The sequence below is a fragment of the Curtobacterium sp. MCJR17_043 genome, from assembly GCF_003224315.2.
Lineage (GTDB): Bacteria > Actinomycetota > Actinomycetes > Actinomycetales > Microbacteriaceae > Curtobacterium.
In genome coordinates this window covers 1,545,716-1,562,113 of the sequence record NZ_CP126259.1, presented here as the reverse complement: position 1 = coordinate 1,562,113, position 16,398 = coordinate 1,545,716, and the positions used below count along the sequence as shown (strand labels likewise).

At 71.7% G+C, this 16,398-nt stretch carries 14 protein-coding genes and 2 pseudogenes; 13 read left to right on the top strand and 3 right to left on the bottom strand.

The features are described 5' to 3' along the window. Positions 1–208 precede the first annotated feature (208 nt). The 6 genes and pseudogenes from DEJ15_RS08200 (at position 209) to DEJ15_RS08175 (ending at position 8,201) form a co-directional block, all read left to right on the top strand. A complete protein-coding gene (locus DEJ15_RS08200; protein ID WP_284176125.1) occupies positions 209–634 on the top strand; it encodes a hypothetical protein in 426 nt (141 codons plus the stop codon). Positions 635–636: 2 nt separating this feature from the next. After that, positions 637–2,679: pseudogene (locus tag DEJ15_RS18180) on the top strand (hypothetical protein); the annotation flags it as partial. Between the two features lie 22 nt (positions 2,680–2,701). Continuing rightward, a complete protein-coding gene (locus DEJ15_RS18175; protein WP_349814868.1) occupies positions 2,702–4,300 on the top strand; it encodes a polysaccharide lyase family 8 super-sandwich domain-containing protein in 1,599 nt (532 codons plus the stop codon). A 267-nt stretch (positions 4,301–4,567) separates the two neighbouring features. Then, positions 4,568–6,223 carry a catalase gene (locus DEJ15_RS08185; RefSeq protein ID WP_110823915.1) on the top strand — a complete coding sequence of 552 codons (1,656 nt, stop codon included), beginning with the start codon at positions 4,568–4,570 and terminating at the stop codon, positions 6,221–6,223. A 94-nt stretch (positions 6,224–6,317) separates the two neighbouring features. Further along, the gene (locus tag DEJ15_RS08180) at positions 6,318–6,782 is read left to right on the top strand and encodes a MarR family winged helix-turn-helix transcriptional regulator (protein ID WP_110823914.1); all 465 of its coding nucleotides are present in this window, start codon (positions 6,318–6,320) and stop codon (positions 6,780–6,782) included. Between the two features lie 78 nt (positions 6,783–6,860). Continuing rightward, positions 6,861–8,201, top strand: a complete 1,341-nt coding sequence (locus tag DEJ15_RS08175) for an MFS transporter (protein WP_284176122.1) — start codon at positions 6,861–6,863, stop codon at positions 8,199–8,201. On the opposite strand, the gene DEJ15_RS08170 is transcribed toward DEJ15_RS08175, so the two are convergent. After that, entirely contained in the window at positions 8,113–8,799 is a 687-nt protein-coding gene (locus DEJ15_RS08170; protein ID WP_110824034.1) for a hypothetical protein, read from the bottom strand. The two genes, DEJ15_RS08175 and DEJ15_RS08170, sit on opposite strands and share 89 nt — an antisense overlap. 271 nt (positions 8,800–9,070) lie before the next feature. On the opposite strand from DEJ15_RS08170, the gene DEJ15_RS08165 reads away from it, so the two are divergent. The 7 genes and pseudogenes from DEJ15_RS08165 to rbsD all read left to right on the top strand — a co-directional run bounded on the left by DEJ15_RS08165 (position 9,071) and on the right by rbsD (position 15,165). Further along, entirely contained in the window at positions 9,071–10,174 is a 1,104-nt protein-coding gene (locus tag DEJ15_RS08165) for a LacI family DNA-binding transcriptional regulator (RefSeq protein ID WP_110823912.1), read from the top strand. 16 nt (positions 10,175–10,190) lie between these two features. Continuing rightward, positions 10,191–11,732, top strand: a complete 1,542-nt coding sequence (locus DEJ15_RS08160) for a sugar ABC transporter ATP-binding protein (protein ID WP_220032702.1) — start codon at positions 10,191–10,193, stop codon at positions 11,730–11,732. A gap of 97 nt (positions 11,733–11,829) precedes the next feature. Beyond that, positions 11,830–12,324 (top strand): ABC transporter permease, encoded by a 495-nt coding sequence (locus tag DEJ15_RS08155; RefSeq protein ID WP_284176121.1) that lies wholly within the window; start codon positions 11,830–11,832, stop codon positions 12,322–12,324. Beyond that, positions 12,305–12,802: an ABC transporter permease gene (locus tag DEJ15_RS08150; protein ID WP_284176120.1), complete on the top strand. Its 498-nt coding sequence runs from the start codon at positions 12,305–12,307 to the stop codon at positions 12,800–12,802. The genes DEJ15_RS08155 and DEJ15_RS08150 overlap by 20 nt, the downstream gene beginning before the upstream one ends. A 51-nt stretch (positions 12,803–12,853) precedes the next feature. Further along, positions 12,854–13,807 carry a substrate-binding domain-containing protein gene (locus DEJ15_RS08145; protein WP_110823909.1) on the top strand — a complete coding sequence of 318 codons (954 nt, stop codon included), beginning with the start codon at positions 12,854–12,856 and terminating at the stop codon, positions 13,805–13,807. Further along, positions 13,804–14,785, top strand: a pseudogene (locus DEJ15_RS08135) (ribokinase). The gene DEJ15_RS08145 and the pseudogene DEJ15_RS08135 overlap by 4 nt, the downstream one beginning before the upstream one ends. Next, complete coding sequence (gene rbsD / locus DEJ15_RS08130; RefSeq protein WP_110823908.1) at positions 14,782–15,165, top strand: D-ribose pyranase; 384 nt, start codon at positions 14,782–14,784, stop codon at positions 15,163–15,165. Before DEJ15_RS08135 ends, rbsD begins: the two are co-directional and overlap by 4 nt. Before the next feature lie 17 nt (positions 15,166–15,182). Here the strand turns inward: rbsD and DEJ15_RS08125 are convergent, their stop codons facing one another. Together DEJ15_RS08125 and DEJ15_RS08120 are read right to left on the bottom strand one after the other, a co-directional pair. After that, positions 15,183–15,692: a DUF3592 domain-containing protein gene (locus tag DEJ15_RS08125; protein WP_181419390.1), complete on the bottom strand. Its 510-nt coding sequence runs from the start codon at positions 15,690–15,692 to the stop codon at positions 15,183–15,185. A gap of 122 nt (positions 15,693–15,814) precedes the next feature. After that, a complete protein-coding gene (locus tag DEJ15_RS08120; RefSeq protein WP_110823906.1) occupies positions 15,815–16,369 on the bottom strand; it encodes a GNAT family N-acetyltransferase in 555 nt (184 codons plus the stop codon). Positions 16,370–16,398 lie beyond the last annotated feature (29 nt).

The window sequence follows — 16,398 nt, the reverse complement described above, 5'->3', positions numbered from 1 at the left end:
GGCGGATCGGCGCGCTCGCGGACCGTTCGGACGACGCTCTCGGGGTCATGCTGCTCCGGGGGGACGCCGACGAACGAGACCAGGTCGGAGGAGCAGCTCGCGGAGTTCAGCCGTCGAGCCGCAGCGTTCGGCGTCGCGCTGGCCGATCGGACCAGCGCACCGTCCTCCGGCGGGTCGGCGGACGGGTCCTCGGGGGGCGATCCGCGTCGTGGAACGCGGCGGCGGCCTGGCCCAGGGCGGGCTGCTCGCCCGGTACGGCTCCCGTGACCACCGCGTCGAGCTGTTCACCGACACCGTCGACTTCTGCGAGCGCCTCGTGGACGACCTCGACTGGCGCCGGTGGTTCCCGTCCGGCAGCGTCCGCGCGGCTGCCGTGGAACACGAGCGCGCGCACCACCTCGTGACCGCGGACCGGTCGCGGGACCTCCGTGCCGCGCTCGGGCTGCAGGTCCTCCGCATCGGCCGGTTGCGCCGCTTCGGCACCGTCGCCGGTGCCGACGAGGTCGCGGCGCACGCCTTCGCGGCCCGCAGCGTCGGTCTGGGCCGCTCCCCGCTCCTCCTCACCGCGGCCGCGCAGGCCGCCCTCGCGACGCGCACCGGCGCGCGTCGCGCTCCGACCACCAGGGAGAACTGACCATGGGCATCGCCATCATCGTCGTCATGGCCATCGGCGTCGCGCTGATCCTGACCGGCAAGGTCCCCACCGCGTTCGCGCTCGTGCTGCTCGCCGTCGCGATCGCCCTCGTGTCCGGCGCACCGTTCGTCGGCGCCGAGAACAGCGTCCTCAGCACCGTGCTGCAGGACGGCGCCATCCGGCTCGCGTCCACCATGATCGCGATCCTGCTCGGGTCGTGGCTCGGGTCGCTCATGCGCGACACCGCGATCGCCAGCACGCTGGTGCGGAAGACCGTCGAGTTCGGCGGCGACCGTCCCGTCGTCGTCGCGCTCGGGGTCCTCGTGATCTCGGCGCTGTGCGGTGCGGTGACCGGGTCCGCGCCCGCCGCCCTGCTCGCCGGTGTCATCGGCATCCCCGCGATGATCGCCGTCGGCGTGCCGAAGGTCACGGCCGCCGGCACCATCCTGATGGGCATCGGGGCCGGCGTACCGTTCGAGCTGCCGGTGTGGCAGTTCTTCTCGACCGCGCTCGACCTGCCGGTCGCCGACGTGCGCTCCTTCATGGTGCTGCTGTTCCCGTTCGCCGCCGCCGCGGCGGTCGTCTACGTACTGGTCGAGACACGGCGGCGCGGGAGCGTGCACCAGTGGACCCTCGCGTCCATGTCCGACGCGGACGCGAGCGGCGGCGCTCCCGCCGCCGACACGCGCAGCCGGCGGCAGCGCCTCGGCGACGCACCCTGGTTCGCCCTGCTCACGCCGCTCGTGCCGATCGTGCTCGCCCTCGTCCTGCAGGTCCCGATCATCCCGTCGCTCCTGGCCGGTGTGCTGTTCGCCGTCCTCACCACGACCCCGCCGCGGCTCATCGCCACCCGCATGCTCCGCTCGCTGTACGACGCGTTCCAGGTGGCCGCGCCGCCGATCGCCCTCTTCATCGCGATCGGCATGCTGCTCGCGGCGGTCGGGCTTCCCGGTGCGGTCTCCGCGCTGCGGCCGATCGTCGAGGCCGTCGCCCCGACGAACGTCGTGCTCTACGTGGTCGTGTTCTCGGTGCTCGTCCCGCTGTGCCTGTACCGCGGCCCACTGAACATCTTCGGGCTCGGTGCCGGGATCGCCGGCGCGATGACCGCGATCGGCTTCTACTCGCCGATGGCCGTCCTCGGCCTGATGACGTCGTACAACCAGGTGTTCGGCGTGGCCGACCCGACGAGCACCCAGACCGTGTGGGCCGCGCAGTACTCGGGCGTGACCCCGCAGCAGGTGATGGTGCGCGTCCTCCCCCTACGTCTGGGTGGTCGCCATCGCCGGCATCGTCCTGTCCGCCGTCCGTTACCTCTGAGAGGCACCGTCATGACCGAGTCAGCACAGCCCTCCGGCCCCTCCCGACGCACCGTCCTCGTCGGGGCAGCGGCCGTCGCCGCCCTCGCCGGCACCGGGTCGCTCGTGCCGGGCACCGCCGCCCGGGCCGTCGGCACCGCCGCGGTCTCCCCCTTCGCGACCGTCCGGTCGCAGTGGCTCGCCACCCTCATCGGTGACGTCGACCTCGGCGACCCGGTCGTCGCGCGGTACGTGGCCGATCTCGCCGCCGCGGCGGCACCGGTCTGGGACGCCCTCGACACCGGCGCCGGCCGCACGTACCTCTGGGCCGACCTCGACAGCAGTTCGACGTCGGCGCTGCAGACGACCGCGATCGGCCGTCTCCGGACCCTCGCGCTCGCGCTGAAGACCCCCGGCAGCGCCCTCACCGGCGACGCGACGCTCGCGGCAGACCTCGTGTCGGCGTTCGACTGGTTCCTCGCGAACAAGTACGGCGGCGGTGTGCGCCGGTACGACAACTGGTGGGACTTCCAGATCGGCATCCCGCTCGCCCTCAACGACGTCTGCCTGCTGCTGCACGACCAGCTGTCGGCCGCGCAGATCGACACCGCGATGACGGCGATCCGGAAGTACGCGCCGGATCCCAGGGTGACGGCAGAGATGACGTCGACCGGTGCGAACCGCAACTGGGCGTGCTCGATCGCCATCGTCCGCGGGGCGCTGAGCGAGGACGGCGCGGTGATCGCCGACGCGAAGAACGCGTACGCCCCCCGTGTTCGACTACGCCACCAGCGGCGACGGCTTCTACCCCGACGGCGGCTTCGTCCAGCACGAGTACCACCCGTACAACGGCAGTTACGGCCTCTCGCTGCTGCAGTACCTGACCTACAGCATGCTCGCGGTCCGGGGGACGCAGTGGGCGTTCACCGCGGCGCGGCTCGACCGGGTCGTGGACTGGGTCGAGGACAACTTCCGCCCGTGGATCCACGCCGGGGCGTTCATGGACATGACCCGGGGACGGGCGCTGTCGCGGTTCTACCAGACCGACCACCGCCTCGGGCACCTCACGGTGGCGACGCTGGTGCAGCTCGCCGACGTGCTGCCGACCTCGGACGCGGCCGCCCTGCGGTCGGTGTGCAAGGGGTGGATCGCCGCGGACACCACCCAGCCGTACTTCGCCTACGACGATGTCCCGATCGAGCAGGTCCGGATCCCGTCGATCGTCCGGGGCCGCGCGCTCGTCGCCGACGCGGCGGTGACGACCGCGGCCGAGTCGACCCGGTCGGTCGTGGCGACGTCGATGGCCCGCGCAGTCCATCGCCGCCCGGGCTTCGCCCTCGGCATCGCGATGGACAGCACGACCATCAAGCCGTACGAGACCGCCAACGACGAGAACCTGCAGGGCTGGTACACCGGCGAGGGTGCCACCTACCTGTACCTGCCGGGGAAGCCCGGCCACTGGGCGAACCAGTACTGGCCGACCGCCGACAAGTACCGGATCCCCGGCACCACCGTGCAGGTCAAGCCGCTCGCCCTCGGCGCCGGTCGGGGGTCGACGAACACGTGGACCGGCGGCGTCGTGCAGGACGACGTCTCCGTCGTCGGCATGGGGCTGTCGTTCGCCAAGCAGACGCTGCGGGCCCGCAAGTCGTGGTTCGGCTTCGGTGACGTCGTGCTGCACCTCGGCGCGGGCATCACCAGCTCGGACGGCGTCCGCGTCGAGACCGTCGTCGAACAGCGGAACACCGGTCCGGACGGCCAGACGGTCCCGGTGGTCGACGGACGCGCAGCACTCACCACGCCGAGCAGCACGGCGACGACGCTCACCCCGCGGTGGGTGCACGTCCCCGGCACCGGCGGCTACGTCTTCCCGGCGGGCACCGCGGTCCGCGCACTCCGCGAGGACCGCTCCGGTCGCTGGACCGACATGGACCACCGCGGCACCTACGAGGACGACACCACCCATACTCGCCGCTTCGTGACACTCTGGCTCGACCACGGAGTCGACCCGACGGACGCGACCTACTCCTGGCTTCAACTGCCGGGTGCGACGCAGGCGCAGGTGTCGGCGGCTGCCGCGTCGGACGACGTGGTGGTGCTCGCGAACACCGCGAGCCTCCAGGCCGCTCGGCAGATCAGTACCGGCGTGACCGCACTCACCGCCTGGTCCAGCGGGACCCCCCGCGATCGGTGGGTCACGCATCGACCGCACGGGGTGCGTGGTCGTGCGCCGGGACGGCGACGGTGTCGTGGTGTCGGTGAGCGAGCCGACACAGCGGTTGACGGGAGTGGTCACCATCACCGTCGACGGCCCTGCCGGTGCGCTGCGGTCCGTCGACCCGCGCATCACGGTGCGGTCGACCAGCCCTGACCTCGTGCTGACGGTCGACGTGTCCGGTGCTGCCGGCAGGACCGCGACGGCTCGGTTCGACGCCGCTTGACGGGATGGGTGTCCGAGCGGGCAGGAGGCTCGTGGCCGCAGCGCCACGAGCCTCGTGTCCGACATCGCAGGGGCGAGGCACCATCGATCGCCACCGACCTGACGACCCCCCTGAGCGCTGGGAACAGCCGTGCGGCCTGCAGGCCACACTCGGGCGTGAACCCGAGTCCGTGACCAGAACGCAGAGAGGACGACGCCATGACCGACGTCTCCAGCCAGCCACCCGCCGAGGGTGACGACCGCCGGGTGCTCACCAACCGGCAGGGTCACCCCGTCTACGACAACCAGAACCAGCGCACGGTCGGAGCCCGCGGCCCGGCGACGCTCGAGAACTACCAGTTCCTCGAGAAGATCAGCCACTTCGACCGCGAGCGGATCCCGGAGCGGGTCGTGCACGCCCGCGGTGCGGTCGCCTTCGGGTACTTCGAGGCCACCGGCACCTGGGGTGACGAGCCGATCGCGCAGTACACCCGCGCGAAGCTCTTCCAGGAGGCCGGCAAGCGCACCGACGTCGCCATCCGGTTCTCGACCGTGATCGGTGGACGCGACTCGTCCGAGGCCGCCCGCGACCCCCGCGGCTTCGCCGTGAAGTTCTACACCGAGGACGGCAACTGGGACCTCGTCGGCAACAACCTCGGGGTGTTCTTCATCCGCGACGCCATCAAGTTCCCGGACGTCATCCACTCCCTCAAGCCGGACCCCGTCACGTTCCGCCAGGAGCCCGCGCGCATCTTCGACTTCATGTCCCAGACGCCCGAGTCGATGCACATGCTCGTCAACCTGTTCAGCCCGCGCGGCATCCCCGCGAACTACCGGACGCAGCAGGGCTTCGGCGTGAACACCTACAAGTGGGTGAACGGCGACGGCGACACGAAGCTCGTCAAGTACCACTGGATCCCGTCGGTCGGCGTCAGCTCGATGACCGAGGCCGACGCAGCCGTCGTGCAGGGCGGCGACCTCGGCCACGCGTCGAAGGACCTGTACGAGGCGATCGAGCGCGGTGAGTACCCGGAGTGGGAACTCCGCGTGCAGCTCATGGACGACCACGACCACCCCGAGCTCGACTTCGACCCGCTCGACGACACGAAGGTCTGGCCCGAGAACGAGTTCCCGCCGAAGGTCGTCGGCAAGATGGTCCTGAACCGGAACGTCACGAACCACTTCGCCGAGAACGAGCAGCTCTCGTTCGGCACCGGCGTGCTGGTGGACGGCCTCGACTTCTCCGACGACAAGATGCTCGTCGGCCGCACGTTCTCCTACTCGGACACGCAGCGGTACCGCGTCGGCCCGAACTACCTGCAGCTGCCGGTGAACGCGCCGAAGAACGGGAACGTCGCCACGAACCAGCGCGACGGGCAGATGGCCTACCACCAGGACCACGGTGGCGAGAACCCGCACGTCAACTACGAGCCGTCGATCACCGGTGGGTTGCGCGAGGCCGAGTACCCGACGCACGACGACCAGGGGCCCGAGATCGTCGGTCGTCTCACCCGCAAGCGCATCCCGCGGACGAACGACTACACGCAGGCTGGTCAGCGCTACCTGCTCCTCGAGGACTGGGAGCGTGACGACCTGGTCGCGAACTTCGTCGACCTCATCTCGCAGGCGGCCCGGCCCGTGCAGGAGCGCATGCTCTGGCACTTCTACATGGTCGAGGACGACCTCGGCCGCCGCGTCGGCGAGGGCCTCGGCATCACGCTCGACGAGGTCAAGGACCTGCCGCCGCTGCAGTCCCAGACCCTCGACGAGGCCGAACTCGCGCGCCTCGCGAACCTCGGCCACAACGGGCCCCGGGACGTCGACGGCCTCATGATGACGCACTGCGTACCGGACGAGCGCGCCGTCCGCGTCTGAGACGCGACCTCGGTCGGCCGGGAGGCCCGGTGCCAGCTGGCACCGGGCCTCCCGTCTGCACGGCCGGGCGGCGTCCGTCCGGCAGGATGGGCGCATGCCACACGCACCATCAGAGGGCATCGACGAGCTGCTCGCGGCCTCGCGCGGACTGCTCGGGGTCGTCGCCCGGTCACTCGCCCCCGCGCTCGAGCACGTCACCGTCCCGCAGTTCCGGCTCGTCGTCCTCGTGACGACCCTCGGACCCACACGATCGGGTGACCTCGCCGAGCGACTCGCGGTCGGTCCGTCGACCCTGACCCGGATCGTCGACCGGCTCGTCGAGGACGGGTGGGTCGAGCGGTTGCCGAGCACCGAGAGCCGCCGCGAGGTCCTCGTCGGCGCGACCGAGCGAGGACGAGCACTGGTCGCCGACGTGATGGACCGGCGACGGGTGGAGATCGTCGGGCTCCTCGACGCCGTGCCGGAGGACGAGCGTGCGAGCGTCGTCGCGGGGGCCGCGGCGCTGCGGCGGGCGATGCACGAACCGCTGCCGGAGGAGATCTCGGCGTTCGGCGGCTGAGCGCCCGCTCCGGTCGGCGCTCCCGGCCGTTCGCCGTCACGGAGGAATGACCGACGGCCGCCCGCGCTTGTGGCGTCCATGACCACCACCTCCACCCGCCGCGGCTGGCTGAGCGTCCTGTCGGTCGCCCTCGGCTCGTTCGTCCTCGTGCTCTCGGAGTTCCTGCCGATCGGCCTGCTGCCGTCCATCGCGCGCGACCTGCACGTCGACATCGGGACCGCCGGCCTGATGGTGGTGTTCACGGGTCTCACCGGCGCCGTGGCCGCCCCGGTCGTGACGGTCGCCACCTCGCGCCTCGACCGCCGGACGGTGCTGCTCGCCCTGACCGTCCTGCTGGTCGTGGCGGACGCCCTCGCGGCGATCGCGCCCACCTTCGGTGTGCTGCTCGTCGCCCGGATGCTCCTCGGTGTCGGCATCGGCGGCTTCTGGGCCATCGGTGCGGGTATCGCCGGGAGGCTCGTGGAACCGTCCGCCGTGATCCGTGCGACCTCCTTCATCACCGCGGGCGTCTCCGTCGCCACGGTGGTGAGCCTGCCGCTCGGTGCGTTCGTCTCGTCGCTCGCGAGCTGGCGCCTCGCCTTCGTGATCGGTGGCGCGCTCGGCCTGGTCGCGCTGGTGCTCCAGATCGCGATGCTGCCGAGCATCCCCTCCTCGCAGCGGGTGCGGTTCGCGACGCTCGCGGGTCTGCTCCGGGTGCAGCGTGCCCGCGTCGGCCTCATCGCGGCCGCGTTCCTCTTCGTCGCACAGTTCGCCGCCTACACGTACGTGGCGCCCTACCTGGAGGAACTCGTGCGGGTCGGGCCGGACACGGTCACCCTGGCGCTGCTCGTGTTCGGCGTCGCCGGCATCGCGGGGAACTTCGTCGCCGGCGTCACCCTGAGCCGGAACGTCATCGGCACCATCGGCGTCGCGAAGATCGTCCTCGCCGCGGCCGTCGTCCTGCTGCCGTTCGCGGCGCACTCCGTCGTCGGCGTGTTCGCGCTGCTCGTGGTGTGGGGCTTCGTCTGGGGCGCCCTGCCGCTCGGCACGCAGACCTGGATGTCGACGGCCTCACCGGCGGGGGGCGGAGAGCGGGCTGGCGTTGTTCGTCACGACGATCCAGCTCGCGATCGCCGCGGGGTCGGTCCTGGGCGGTGCGGCCGTGACGTCGTTCGGGCTGTCGGCGGACTTCTGGTTCTCCGGCGCGGTCGCCGTGGTGGGCGCCGTCGTGCTGCTGACGCTGGGGCTGCGCCGGTCGAGTGCGATCCCACGGGCGGATGCCCCGACGGCCCCCCTCGCCGGTCCCGGCCTCGGCGGACTGATCGGCCCCCCAGGGGCTCGACCCGCGGGCTCACCCTGCCCAGGCGCGGACCCGGTGCACGGTGGCCGCCTTCGGGTAGCGGCCGCCGCGGGCGCCGATCTCGAACAGGTCGACCATGAGGAAGAGCGGGTGGTCCGGCGCCTGGTCCAGCCGTCGCACGACGCGGTCGCCACACCCGATCACGGTCGCACCGTCGCCCCAGACGACGGTCCAGGTCTGCCGCTGCGCGGCGTCAACCGGCAGGTCGACCTCGGTCATGTCCGTCGTCAGCCCGGGTTCGCCGTGTGCCTTGATGCCGCTCCGCACCCGGGTCGTCCCGCCGATCGCTGCGCCGTCGACCTCGGCGACGCAGATCTCCCCGGACTCCCGGGGTGAGCGGTGCTCGGTGCCCACCAGCCACACCGCGGTCATGCACCGCGGGTCCGGGCTGGCGCTGAGGGTGACCTCGACCCGCCCGCTCGACGGCGCGAACAGCAGCGACTGCGGTGTCTCGGTGCGCACGACGAGGCCGTCCGCGCGATGACGATGTGTCCCGCGCTCCGACCCGAGCGGTCCGGAGAACACTCCGGTCTGCAGGTTCGACACCCGGAGCGGCGCGTCCTCCGGTCGCCAGTCGGGTTGGTCGTCCTCGATCCGCAGCTCGATCCCGTCCGGGACGAACCGGTGGCGGGCACGTGCCCGGTCCGGCGTCGTCCAGTGCGGGAGGTAGGCGGGCACCCACCACTCGGGACGGAGATCGCCCTCGAACTGGTCGTCGAGGTCCGGTGTCCGGTCCGGGGGGCGGTGGGAGTTCGCGGGTCGAGGAGGGCATGCGACAGGGTACGACGCAGACGTCTCGGGCTGCCGGTGCGTCGCCGTCCTCGGTCACCGCGAGCCGTCGCGGGCCGTGGCACTGTCCGCTGCTTGACATGCCCGCTCGCGGTGCCTATGGTCGTGGAATCGATTCCATGGAATCGATTCCACGACTCGCCCAACGGAGTGCTCAACGATGAACGCCGTCACCATCAAGGACGTCGCCGCCCGCGCCGGCGTCTCGGCAGCGACGGCATCGCGCGTCCTCTCCGGCAACGCCGCGACGAGCAAAGACTCGCGCCGGGCCGTCGAGCAGGCCGCGAAGGACCTCGACTTCCGCCCGAACCTGCAGGCCCGTGCGCTGCGGTCGACCCGGTCGGACACGATCGGCCTGCTCGTCTCGGACGTCCGCAACCCGTTCTTCGCCGACCTCGCCCACACGATCGAGCAGGCCGCGCTGGCCGAGGGCTACGTCACGCTGCTCGGCAACGCGAACGAGCGTGCCGACCAGCAGAACCGGTACCTCGACACGCTCATCGCCCGCCGGGTCGACGGCGTGATCGTCGCACCGCAGGGCAACGACACCGGGACGGTCCAGCAACTCGTCGACCGCGAGATCCCCACGGTGTTCGTCGACCGCGTGATCCCGGGCATCGACGTGCCGAGCGTCACCACCGACAGCAGCACCGGCATCCGGCAGACCGTCGAGCACCTCGCCGCACTCGGACACACCCGCATCGGGTACATCGCCGGCCCACAGAGCGTCTCCACCGGCCGCGAGCGCTTCACGGCGTACCAGGACGCGATCGCCGCCGCGGGCCTCAGCGGGGACCCCGACCTCGTCGTGTTCGGCGACTTCCAGGCCGCGTCCGGCTCGACCGGCGTCACGACCCTGCTCGGTCTCGACGACCCGCCGACGGCGATCTTCGCCGCGGACAGCCTGATGGCCGTCGGCGCGATCGCGATCCTCAACCGGCTCGGTCTCCGGGTCGGCGAGGACATCGCCCTGGTCGCCTTCGACGACATCGAGTGGTTCTCGCTCCTCGAGCCCGCCCTCTCCGTCGTCGCACACAGCGTCGAGGACATGGGCCGTGTCGCGGTCGACCTGCTCCGCGACGTCATCGACGGCGGCACCCCGCAGTCCGTCCGCCTGCCGAGCGAGCTCATCGTCCGAGCCTCCTCGGCCACCGCCATCCGTCCCCGTCGACCGGCCGCACCGCCGCGCCCGACCGACCAGCAGCACGCCGACCAGCAGCACGCCGACCAGCAACACGCTGACCAGCAGCACCCGGAGCACTGACATGGAAGAGACACCGATGCCGCAGACACCCCTGCAGCAGCACCCACTCCTCACCCTCGACCGGGTGAGCAAGTCGTTCGGCCCCGTCCAGGTGATCACCGACGTCACCGTCGACGTGCACGCCGGGAAGGTGCAGGTCCTCCTCGGCGAGAACGGCGCCGGGAAGTCGACGCTCATCAAGATGATGTCCGGCATCCACCAGCCCGACGGCGGGCGGATCCTCGTCGACGGAGCCGAGGTGAGCCTCCCGACCGTCTCGGCCGCGGAGCGGCTCGGCATCGCGACCATCCACCAGGAGCTCAACCTGGTCGGCTCGCTCAGCGTCGCCGAGAACGTGATGATGGGTCGGATCCCGACCCGCTTCGGCATGGTCGACCGGAAGACGCTCCGCCGCCAGGCGGAGGCGGCGCTCGCGACCATCGGACTCGACGTCGACGTCGACACCCCGGTCGGTGACCTCGGCATCGCCCGGCAGCAACTCGTCGAGATCGCGAAGGCGCTCAGCGTCGACGCGCGGATCCTCATCCTCGACGAACCGACCGCGGCCCTCACCCGCCACGAAACCGAGGCGCTCTTCCGGGTCGTCGCGGACCTGCGTGCCCGGGGCGTCGGCATGCTCTTCATCAGCCACCACCTCGACGAGATCGCCGAGATCGGTGACACGGTCGCCGTGCTCCGCGACGGTCACTTCGTGGCCGAGGTGCCGGCCTCGACGCCCGAGGACGAGCTCGTCCGGCTCATGGTCGGGCGGAGCATCGAGGAGCAGTACCCGACGGGTGCCGCCGTGGTCGACCGGGCCGACCCCGTGCTGCGGGTCGAACACCTCACCGCCGCCGGTCGTTTCACGGACGTGTCCTTCGACGTGCACGCCGGCGAGATCGTCGGCATCTCCGGCCTCGTCGGCGCCGGACGCACCGAACTGGTCCGCGCGATCGCCGGCGCCGACGGCTACGACAGCGGCACCGTGACCGTCCGCGGCCGCGCACTCGGCAAGGGCAGCGTCGCCGGCGCGATCAAGGCCGGCATCGGACACGTGCCCGAGGACCGCAAGGGCCAGGGCCTCGTGCTCGGCGCGTCGGTCAACGACAACCTCGGCTACGCCACGCTCGCGTCCAGCGCGCGTGGCGGTCTCGTCGACTTCGCCGGGCAGAAGCAGCGCGCCGAGCAGGTCGCTGCCCGCCTGCGGATCCGGATGCACGACATCGACCAGCCGATCGGCTCCCTGTCCGGCGGCAACCAACAGAAGGCCGTCTTCGGGCGCTGGATCCTCGCTGGCTCGAGCGTCCTGCTGTTGGACGAGCCGACCCGCGGTGTCGACGTCGGCGCGAAGGTCGAGATCTACGAACTCGTCAACGCCATCACCGAGGCCGGTGGTGCCGTGGTCATGGTGTCGAGCGAGCTCCCCGAGGTCCTCGGCATGAGCGACCGCATCCTCGTGATGCGCGACGGCCGGATCACCGGTGAGCTCGACGGCGCCGACGCGACCGAGGACGCCGTCATGACCCTCGCCGCCCGGGACGTCACCGAGCCCGAGAACGGGCAGGCCGACGCCGCCTGACCCGGCACCCCACTCCGCACGGCGCACCCCCCACCGGACCTCCCGCCGCCGTCCCCTCCCCCCGCGTACAGCGCAGTACCTCCCAGAAAGCACCCGCATGTCATCGACCACAGTGAAGGCCCCGTCGCGGTCCTCCTCGTTCACGAAGTTCCTCGCGAACAACGGCGCCCTCGTCGGCCTCGTCGTGCTCTGCATCGCGCTCTTCATCGCGACGCCCGACTTCCTCACCGGCCGGAACCTCCTCAACATCGGCATCCAGGTGTCGACCGTGGCGGTGCTCGCGTTCGGCGTGACGTTCGTCATCGTCGCCGGCGGCATCGACCTGTCCGTCGGGTCGGTCGCCGCCCTGTCCGCGATGGTCTCCGGCTGGTTCTTCGCCACCGCAGGGCTGCCAGGGTGGCTCGCCCTCGTCGGCGGGCTCGTCGCGGGACTCGCCACCGGCGTCGTGAACGGCCTCGCGAGCGCCTACGGCAAGCTGCCGTCGTTCATCGCGACCCTCGCCATGCTCAGCGTCGCCCGCGGCCTGACCCTCGTGCTCTCCGACGGCAAGCCGGTCCCCACGTCCCCCCCAGGTGTCGTTCCTCGGCAGTGACATCGGCCCGGTCCCGGTGCCGATCATCGTCCTGGTGCTCGCCGCACTCGTCGCCTCGTTCATCCTGAACCGCACCGTCATCGGCCGCAGCATGTACGCCGTCGGCGGCAACGCCGAGGCCGCACGCCTGTCCGGCCTGCCGGTCAAGCGCATCGTCGTCGTCGTCTTCGCCCTGTCCGGCCTGTTCGCCGCACTCGCCGGTCTCCTGCTCGCCGGCCGACTCGACTCCGCGCAGCCGCAGGCCGCCAGCGGGTACGAACTCGACGCGATCGCCTCGGTCGTCATCGGTGGCGCCTCGCTCGCCGGTGGTGTCGGTCGGATCTCCGGCACGTTCATCGGTGCACTCGTCCTCGTCGTCATCCGCAACGGCCTGAACCTGCTCAACGTCAGCTCGTTCTGGCAGCAGGTCGTCATCGGCCTGGTCATCGCGATCGCCGTCGGCTTCGACGTCCTGCGCCGCAAGACGCGCAGCAGCTGACCTCCCACTCCTCCTCCCTCCCCCCACACCACCAGCACAAAGGAACCAACGATGAAGTTCTCCTCCTTCCAGAAGGTCGCCACCGTCGGCGTCGTCGCCGGCCTGGTCGTCCTCGGCACCGCCGGGTGCAACCGCACGAGCACCAGCGGCGCGGCCGGCGGCGGCAGCGACACCAAGGTGACGCTCGCCCTCTCCACGCTCAACAACCCGTTCTTCGTCGAGGTCCGCGACGGCGCGAAGGCCGAGGCGAAGAAGCAGGGCGTCACGCTCGACGTCGTCGACGCCCAGAACGACTCCGCCCAGCAGGCGAACCAGCTGCAGACCGCCTCGAGCGGCAGCACCGACGCCGTCATCGTCAACCCGGTCGACTCCGACGCCGCCGGCCCGAGCGTGACCGCGCTCAACAAGGCCGACATCCCCGTCATCGCCGTGGACCGCACCGTCAACGGCGCCGACGTCGACTCCTTCATCGCGAGCGACAACGTCGCCGGGGGCAAGCAGGCCGCCGACGACCTGGCGAAGGCCATCGGCGAGAAGGGCGAGATCCTCGTCCTGCAGGGCCAGGCCGGTACCTCCGCCAGCCGTGACCGCGGCAAGGGCTTCGCCGAGGGCATCAAGGAGTACCCGGACATCACGGTCGTCGGCAAGCAGACCGCGAACTTCGACCGCGCCACCGCGCTCGACGTCACGACCAACCTGCTGCAGGCACACCCCGACGTCGTCGGCGTCTTCGCCGAGAACGACGAGATGGCCCTCGGCGCGATCAAGGCGCTCGGCGCGAAGGCCGGCAAGGACGTCAAGGTCGCCGGGTTCGACGGCGAGGCCGACGGTCTCAGCGCCATCGAGGACGGCACGCTCAGCAGCACCGTCGCGCAGCAGCCGGCGAAGCTCGGCGCCCTCGCGGTCGACCAGGCGATCAAGGCCGCCTCGGGCAAGGCGGAGAAGACCGTCCAGGTCCCGGTCGTGTCGGTGACCAAGAGCAACGTCGGAGACTTCACCAAGTGAGCCGCTCCACCGGAACCGTGGTCGTCGTGGGTTCGCTCAACGTCGACCAGGTCGTGACCGTCGAGCGGCACCCGTCGCCCGGCGAGACCCTCGTCGCGACCTCCATGTCCCTGCTGCCCGGCGGCAAGGGCGCCAACCAGGCCGTCGCCGCCGCCCGTCGCGGTGCTCCCACCGCCATGGTGGGGAGCGTCGGACGGGACGGCTCGGCGCAGGTCGCCACGAGCCTCCTGGCCGACAGCGGGGTCGACGTCACGCACGTCCGTGCCGTCGACGCCCCCCACCGGGCTCGCGACCGTCACCGTCGACCGGAGCGGCGAGAACACGATCGTCGTCGTCCCGGGCGCCAACCGTGCCACCGACCGGGAGGCCCTCCTCACCGCCGCCCCGGTCGTCGCGTCGGCCGCGGTGGTCGTCCTGCAGGGCGAGATCCCGGCAGACGGCATCGCCGCCGCCGCGGAACTCGCGACCGGACGGGTGCTCCTCAACCTGGCGCCCGTCGTGCCCGTCGACCGGGAGGTCGTGCTCGCGGCCGACCCGCTCGTGGTGAACGAGCACGAGGCGGCACTCGTCCTCGCGCAGCTCGACCCCGGTGCGCACGTGCCGACGGACGAACCCGCACTGGTCGCCGCGCTGCGTGCACTCGGTGTGCGGAGTGTCGTCGTGACGCTCGGCGCGCGGGGTGCACTCGTGGCGGACGGGACGGACGACCTCGTCGCGGTCCCGTCCCCGCGGGTGACCGCGGTCGACTCGTCGGGTGCGGGCGACGCGTTCGTCGGTGCCCTCGCTGCCGGGCTCGCAGCCGGGGACTCCCTGCTCGACGCCGCGCGGCAGGCCGTCCGGGTCGGGGCGTTCGCGGTGCAGGGCGTGGGGACGCAGCCGTCCTACCCGACGCTGGACAACGTGCTGCCCTCGGTCGACCTGCAAGACGGGTCGGCTGCTCCGGCTGCTCCGGCTGCTCCGGCCGGGGGTGCGTCGTGAAGAAGGGCGGCATCCTCAACGCCGAGCTGAACGCCGGTCTCAGCCGGCTCGGCCACGGTGACCTGGTCGTCGTCGCGGACTGCGGCCTGCCGATCCCGCCCGGCGTGCCGGTCGTCGACCTCGCGCTCGTGCACGGGGTGCCCCGGTTCGTGGACGTCCTCGACGCCCTGCTCGGGGACGCCGTCTTCCAGGAGTGCATCGCCGCGACCGAGGCCGCCGGGACCGAGGCCGACCGGTGGCTCACCGACCGGTTCCCGGAGCGACGTGCGGTGTCGCACGAGGAGCTCAAGACGATGTCCGCGGACGCCCGCCTGTTCGTTCGCACCGGCGAAGCCACGGCCTTCGCGAACGCCGTCCTCGTCTGCGGCGTCCCGTTCTGACCGGGGTCCCGGCCGGGTCATCCCCTCGGCCGGGACCGCCACCACTCCCGCGCTGTCCCGAGCGGCTTCGCGAGGGCCGTCCGGCGACGGTGCGCGTGAGCCCGCCGGACGGCGACCGGCACGCCGATCGCGAGGAACACCGCTCCCGTTGCACCGACGACGGCACCGATCCGGACCTGTCGTTGCAGGCTCGCGCGAGCGCCCGCACCCGCCAGGGCGATGGTGCGACGGTCGTCGGGGTCGATCAACACGGTCAGACGCTGCCCACGCTGGTAGCGCTCGCGCGCCGTGCTCGCGTACCCACGCAGCGGAGTCGTGGACGTGACGCCGTCGATCGTCTGCCGGGTGACGGGCCAGTACTCGGTCCAGCTCCCACCGCGGTGACCGGTGTGGTGCTGTTCCTCGACCGCGACGACGACTGCGGACACCGTCCTTCCACGCTCGTGCAGGTCCGTGTTCTGCCGCAGCGTCGCGATGTCCCCGGGCAGGGTGAACACGACCGGCAGGACCGCGAGGAATCCGATCACCACCAGCCAGCGTGGCCAACCCACGCGGACGCTCTCCCCGGTTCCGCGCCAGAACCGGGCCCAGGTCATCGGCTGCCGCGGTCGACGTGGGCGGCGGCGCCGCTTCCTCGGCTTCGGCACGGCTACCTCCCCGCTGGGTCAGTGGCGCGAGCACCGTGGTGGTCGCTGGCGGCGCGCTGGTCACCGTGGGCACGGCGGGTGGGAAGGTCGCGCCGGTAGAACACGAGTGACCGACGGCGGTCGACCTCCGCCAGGCCGTTCGACTCGAGGACACGCTGCGACGCGGTGTTCGTCACGTCCGTGTCCGCCACCGCGACCCGCGCGCCGCAGACGGCCGCGCGGTCGAGAGCCAGTCCCACTGCCTCCGTCGCCAGACCGGCGCCCCGAGCCGACGGGACCAGGCCGTACCCGAACTCGACCGTCCCCGATGCATCCGGCGGGCCGAAGAAGCCGAACCCGCCGACGGCGAGACCATCCGACGTTCGCCTGACGAGGTACATCGTGAAGTCGGGGTCCACCTCCGACGCGGTCGCCAACGACCGCAGTGGGTCGAGCTCATCCGCGAAGGGGTACTCGGCGTGCCAGTCATCACCGGGACGCTCGTCACGCGCGACGACACGAGCCGCGAGTTCCGGCGTGATGGGTTCGAGCGTCGCCAGCGCCCCGTGCAGGATCACGCGTCGATTCTCGCAGGGCCGACGGTGCA